This is a genomic window from Pseudomonas sp. 05N434, assembly GCF_056396965.1.
Map to the genome: position 1 here is coordinate 1 of NZ_JBFTMK010000344.1, position 5,450 is coordinate 5,450.

6 protein-coding genes are annotated in these 5,450 nt (G+C 59.2%); 3 read left to right on the plus strand and 3 right to left on the minus strand.

Features of this window, described 5'->3' with window-relative positions:
• Both AC1DLB_RS20005 and AC1DLB_RS20010 read left to right on the plus strand, forming a co-directional pair.
• The coding region (locus AC1DLB_RS20005; protein ID WP_477785507.1) for an ATP-binding cassette domain-containing protein at positions 1-560 on the plus strand (560 nt) is incomplete at its 5' end.
• Between the two features lie 12 nt (positions 561-572).
• Positions 573-1,439, plus strand: a complete 867-nt coding sequence (locus AC1DLB_RS20010) for a ChaN family lipoprotein (RefSeq protein ID WP_477785508.1) — start codon at positions 573-575, stop codon at positions 1,437-1,439.
• 268 nt (positions 1,440-1,707) lie between these two features.
• Here the strand turns inward: AC1DLB_RS20010 and AC1DLB_RS20015 are convergent, their stop codons facing one another.
• From AC1DLB_RS20015 to AC1DLB_RS20025, 3 genes are all read right to left on the minus strand, one after another.
• The gene (locus tag AC1DLB_RS20015) at positions 1,708-1,980 is read right to left on the minus strand and encodes a TfoX/Sxy family protein (RefSeq protein ID WP_009050884.1); all 273 of its coding nucleotides are present in this window, start codon (positions 1,978-1,980) and stop codon (positions 1,708-1,710) included.
• A gap of 241 nt (positions 1,981-2,221) precedes the next feature.
• Entirely contained in the window at positions 2,222-2,566 is a 345-nt protein-coding gene (locus AC1DLB_RS20020; protein ID WP_018930211.1) for a pentapeptide repeat-containing protein, read from the minus strand.
• Between the two features lie 91 nt (positions 2,567-2,657).
• On the minus strand, positions 2,658-4,214 hold the full coding sequence (locus tag AC1DLB_RS20025; RefSeq protein WP_064620349.1) for a bifunctional aminoglycoside phosphotransferase/ATP-binding protein: 1,557 nt from the start codon (positions 4,212-4,214) through the stop codon (positions 2,658-2,660).
• A 119-nt stretch (positions 4,215-4,333) separates the two neighbouring features.
• On the opposite strand from AC1DLB_RS20025, the gene AC1DLB_RS20030 reads away from it, so the two are divergent.
• On the plus strand, positions 4,334-5,450 hold a 1,117-nt coding region (locus tag AC1DLB_RS20030), incomplete at its 3' end, for a transglycosylase domain-containing protein (protein ID WP_477785509.1).

Below are 5,450 nucleotides of genomic sequence, written 5' to 3' on the forward strand. Positions count from 1 at the left end.
GAGCGCAGCGAGCCCGGCGTTTGGCAGTATTGCCGCAAGTGTCGACCCTGGACTTTGCCTTTCGCGTCGAAGAAGTGGTCGGCATGGGCCGTCTGCCTTATCAAAGCGGTCGGGTCCGGGATGAGGAGATTGTCGCCGCCGCGTTGCAGGCGGCCGATGCGGGGCACTTGAGCGGTCGCAGTTACCTGGCGTTGTCCGGTGGCGAACGTCAGCGGGTGCATTTGGCGCGGGTGTTGGCGCAGCTTTGGCCGGGCGAGGCGGGGCAGACGTTGTTGCTCGATGAGCCGACGTCGATGCTCGACCCGCTGCATCAGCACACTACTCTGCAAGCGGTGCGTGAATTCGCCGATCGCGGTGCGGCGGTGCTGGTGATCCTGCATGATTTGAATCTGGCGGCGCGTTATTGTGATCGCCTGTTACTGCTTGAAGGTGGGTGTCCTGTGATGCTGGACACGCCGGAACAGGTATTGCGCCCGGAACCGCTCAAGGCAGTGTTCGGGCTGGAAGTATTGGTGCAACCGCACCCGGAGCGTGGGCATCCGCTGATCATCGCCCGCTGAGGTGTTTTAGGGATGAAAACACGCGTGATGGTTTTTCTGGCCGCGCTGTTACTGAGTGCTTGCCAGCATGTAGCGGTGCCGCCGGTCAGCGGCGAAATCCGGGATTTGCGCAGCGGTCAGACCCTGACCGCGCAAGAACTGCTTGCACGGTTGGCGGAACCTTCGCGGTTGATCGTCGGCGAGCAGCATGACAATCGTGATCACCATCAACTGCAATTGTGGTTATTGCAGGCACTGGGTGAGCGACGGCCTCAAGGCAGTCTGCTGCTGGAAATGTTGACGCCGGCTCAGCAACAGCGCGTCGATGACGTTCGGCAAACCTCACCGCTGCCGACCGATTTGTCCGGGGCATTGGCCTGGCAGCCGGGATGGGACTGGAATCTTTACGGGCCGATCGTTCGTTTTGCCCTGACTCAGCCGTACCCGTTACTGGCGGCCAATCTGGACACGCCTGAAGTCCGTACTGTCTATGCCAAACCGCCAACATTGAGCGGTGCGCGTTCCAACGCTCCGACGGTCAGGAACGAGTTGCTGGCACAGATCAGCGATTYCCACTGCGGCTTGCTGCCTGAATCACAGATGCCCGCGATGCTGGCCGTGCAGCAGCAGCGTGACCGGCGGATAGCCGAGCGATTACGGGCGGCACCGATGCCTTCACTGTTGTTTACCGGCGCGTTCCACGCCCGCAAGGATGTCGGGGTGCCGATCCATGTGCTGGACCTGGGGGAGCCCAAGGCACCAACGGTATTGATGCTGGCGGAGCAGGGCGCTGAGGTCACGTCGGCCATGGCCGATTACGTCTGGTATACGCCCACCACGCCACCGCAGGATTACTGCGCGCAAATGCGCAAGCAGTTCGGCAAGCCGTCAGGCCAATAAGATCACGCGAGTTTTCCACAGGCAAAAAAAGACCCGGCAAGAGCCGGGTCAAATAACCGTGATTAGCCTGATGAGGAGATAATCTGAGAGTCCGAACCAAGGGCTTTTCAGAATATCGACCAGTCTCGCGACCAGTTGTGATAATCATAGCGATTCTCATTACCAAGTCAATCGCTGATTTCTCGTTTCCGTGAATTACGTCATTCCTTCGCTGGAAAGCCTCGTAATCATTGGGTTTCAGGCTGTGCGTTCGAGTGAAATTATCCGTTCAATTCTTGTGGCGAGACGAAATAGCATCCAGCTGTTTGTTCAAGGCTTCCTTGCGCTCGGCGGGAATGTCGTTCCAGTGGACATCCATCAACGCGCCTTCAATCGCATACAACAACACCTTGGACGCCCGAAAACCGCGAGTGCGCACGGCCCGATAAGCGTCCACAGCTCCCAGCCGACGCAAGTCCGAGGCACTGTGGATGCCCACGGCATGCAGCCATTGCGCCGACGTCTTGCCAAGATTCTTCAGGTGTTGCAGTTCATCATTCATCAAGCCTCCTTGCGACAGCCGAATGGTGCGTGGGCGAGCCTCTCAGCAGTGTAGCCATCAGTAGGAAAAGCGTGATTGTTTGGTCGGTTTCGACGCAAAAGCTTCTAAGAGGAAAACTCAAGAAGCGGCGTGAAAAGGCGGAGCATGTAGTCCGAGGGCGTGTGGGAAATTGAGTTTTCGAGCAAAAAAAGTACAACGTCCAGCGCAAGGCGGGGGCGCTGGACTGGGTGAGACGTCGCTTTTAGCGGGTGCGATAACGCAGGCGTGTACCGAAATTCATCGACATCAGGATCTCATCGGCACTCAGCTCCGGCGGGAAGTAGGCGCCGGAGATCTGCGCGTGGGCCAGGCTCGCGCCTTCCAGGGATGAGTTGCGAAAGTCGACGCCGCGCAAGTCGGCAGAGCGAAAGTAGGCATCGGTGAAGTCGATGCCGTCGGCGTTCAGTTCACGCAGATCGAGCCCGCGGAAGTCACCACCGACCATGTCGATAGGTCCATCTTTCGGGCGTTCATTGTTGAAGCTTGTGATGTCGTCTTTGTGCAGCAAGGCATAAAGCGGGGTGTCGAGAAGTTTTGGCTGGCTCATGTCACATCACCTGATGGTTTTATGGCGCCAGTATAGTGCCACTATTTGGCAGCCGTGAAGCCGGTGAGGGCTTCACGGTTGAAATAGTTTCTTACAGACCAGGCAGGCGCTGGCGAATCTGCGCAACGACCGTATCGAGGGTGCCACTTTCATTGGTCTGGACGCGCTTGCTGCAGAGGATTTCTGCTGGCGTCAGTGCCTCGCGGCTGGCTTGCTGGGCGGCGATAACAGCCAGGTTGGCGTCGGACGGATCGTTGTTGTCCGCCTGGCGTTGCTTCAACCAGCTCTCGATCACCGCTTGTGGAGCGTCGCAATCGAGGATCAGGAACGGYGCGCCGGTGGCCTCGGCGATTTTTGCCGCGCTGTCGCGTTGGTCGCGCTTGAGATAAGTGGCATCGATCACCACCGGGAAGCCGGCACGCAGAATTACATTGGCAACCTCATGCAGGCGGGCATAGGTGGCGACGCTGGCGTCGGCGCTATAGATGCCGGCCTGCGGGTCGTTCGGTACGGTCTGTTCGCCGAACATGCGCTTGCGCTCGACATCCGAACGCAGGCGAATGGCACCCAATGCTTCCACCAGGCGCATGGCCACATGGCTTTTGCCGACGGCGGAAACACCGTGGGTGATCGCCAGGAAACGCGAAGGAATGGTGCTGTAGCTTTCCGCCAGGTTGGCGTAGTTGCGGTACTGACGCAGAGTGGTAGCGCGCTGCACCGGGTCGGCCTCGGCCGGCATGCTGAACAGGCTGACCTTGGCGCGAACCAGGGCGCGGTAGGCTTTATAGAAGTTCAGCAGCTCAAGACCCTGGTAGTCGCCGGTCAGTTCCAGGTATTGGCTGATGAAACGGCGCGCCAGGCTCTTCAGGCCGCGGTCTTCCAGGTCCATTGCCAGGAAGCCGGTGTCGGCGTAAACGTCGGTGAAGCGGAACGGTTCGTTGAACTCGATGCAGTCGAAGATCACCACTTTGCCGTCGATCACGGTAGCGTTGCCCAGGTGAATGTCACCATGGCATTCACGAATGAAGCCGTCGGCCTTGCGCTGGGCGAACAGTGGCTTGAGGCGCTCGAAGCTGCTTTCGGCCCAGGCTTGCAGTGCCTCGAGTTGCAACAGATCGGCCTTGTCGCTGAGGAACGGAAGGATCTGTTCGAAGTTCTGCCGTACCGGCGCCATGACGCTGTCCGGCGTGCCGGCTTCGTGTTCGGCAGGCACTTTCGGCGCACTGAGGTGGAATTGAGCGATCTGCGCGGCCATCGCGTCGATGTGCGTGGTGGTCAATTCGCCGTTGGCTTGCAGGGTGCTGAGCAGTTGGCTTTGCGGGAACTGACGCATTTTCAGGGCGTAATCGACAACCGGACCATCGCCGCCCAATTGTGGCGCCTCGGCGCTGCCGGTGATTGGCAGCACTTCAAGATACAAGTCATGGGTCAGGCGCTGGTTCAGGCGCAGCTCCTCGCCGCAGAAATGCTTGCGAGCTTCGAGACTGGTGAAATCGAGGAAGCCGAAATTCACCGGCTTCTTCACTTTATAAGCATAGGGACCGGTGAGTATCACCCAGGAAATATGGGTCTCGATGACCTGAAACCCTTCTACGGGATGCGGGTAGAGGGCCGGGTTTTGCAGGGCAGCGATCAGGGACTGGCTCACAGGTGATCCTTCAGAGTCTGGGGGGAAATTCAAGGCCGTCATTATGGCTGCAAGTCCGTCCGACGCAAACCTCAGAGGGCTCCTGTTGAGTATGAATAAAGTGCGTATAATCCGCCGCCATGACTCGATCTCGATCCCCCCGCACCCCTAAAAAACCACCTTCCAAGGGCATGCGCCCCTGGCTGGGCTGGGCCCTTAAACTCAGCCTGGTCGGCCTTGTGGTGCTCGCCGGGTTCGCGGTTTACCTCGACGCCGTGGTCCAGGAGAAGTTCTCCGGCAAGCGCTGGACCATCCCGGCCAAGGTGTACGCGCGCCCGCTCGAGCTGTTCGTCGGACAAAAGCTCAGCAAGGACGACTTCCTCACCGAACTCGATGCCTTGGGCTACCGACGCGAAGCGGTCAGCAACGGCCCCGGCGCGGCAGCGGTCAATGGCAATACCGTCGACTTGAATACCCGAGGCTTCCAGTTCTATGAAGGCATGGAGCAGGCGCAGCCCGTGCGCGTGCGGTTCTCCGGCGATTACGTGGCCGAGCTCTCGGCGACCAACGGTTCGAAGCTTTCCGTGGTGCGACTGGAGCCGCTGCTGATCGGCGGGATTTACCCGAAAAACCTTGAAGACCGCATCCTGATCAAGATCGATCAGGTTCCGCCGTATCTGCTCGAAACCCTGGTTGCTGTAGAAGACCGGGATTTCTACAGCCACTGGGGCGTGTCGCCGAAGTCGATTGCCCGAGCTATCTATGTCAACACCTCGGGCGGCAAGATGACCCAGGGCGGTAGTACGCTGACGCAACAGTTGGTCAAGAACTTCTACCTCACCAGTGAACGCAGCCTGACCCGTAAGCTCACCGAAGCCATGATGGCGATGTTGCTTGAGCTGCATTACGACAAGAGCGAAATTCTTGAGGCTTACCTCAATGAAGTATTCGTCGGCCAGGATGGTCAGCGCGCGGTGCACGGCTTCGGCCTGGCCAGCCAGTTTTTCTTCGGGCAGCCATTGTCCGAGCTGAAACTGCATCAAGTCGCTTTGTTGGTGGGCATGGTCAAGGGGCCGTCCTATTACAACCCGCGCCGCAACCCTGAGCGGGCTCTGGAGCGGCGCAATCTGGTGCTCGATGTTCTGAAGGAGCAAGGCGTTGCCAGCGCCGAACAGGTTGAGGCGGCGAAGAAAATGCCACTGGGTGTGACCACTCGCGGCAAGTTGGCCGACAGCTCGTTCCCGGGCTTCCTTGATC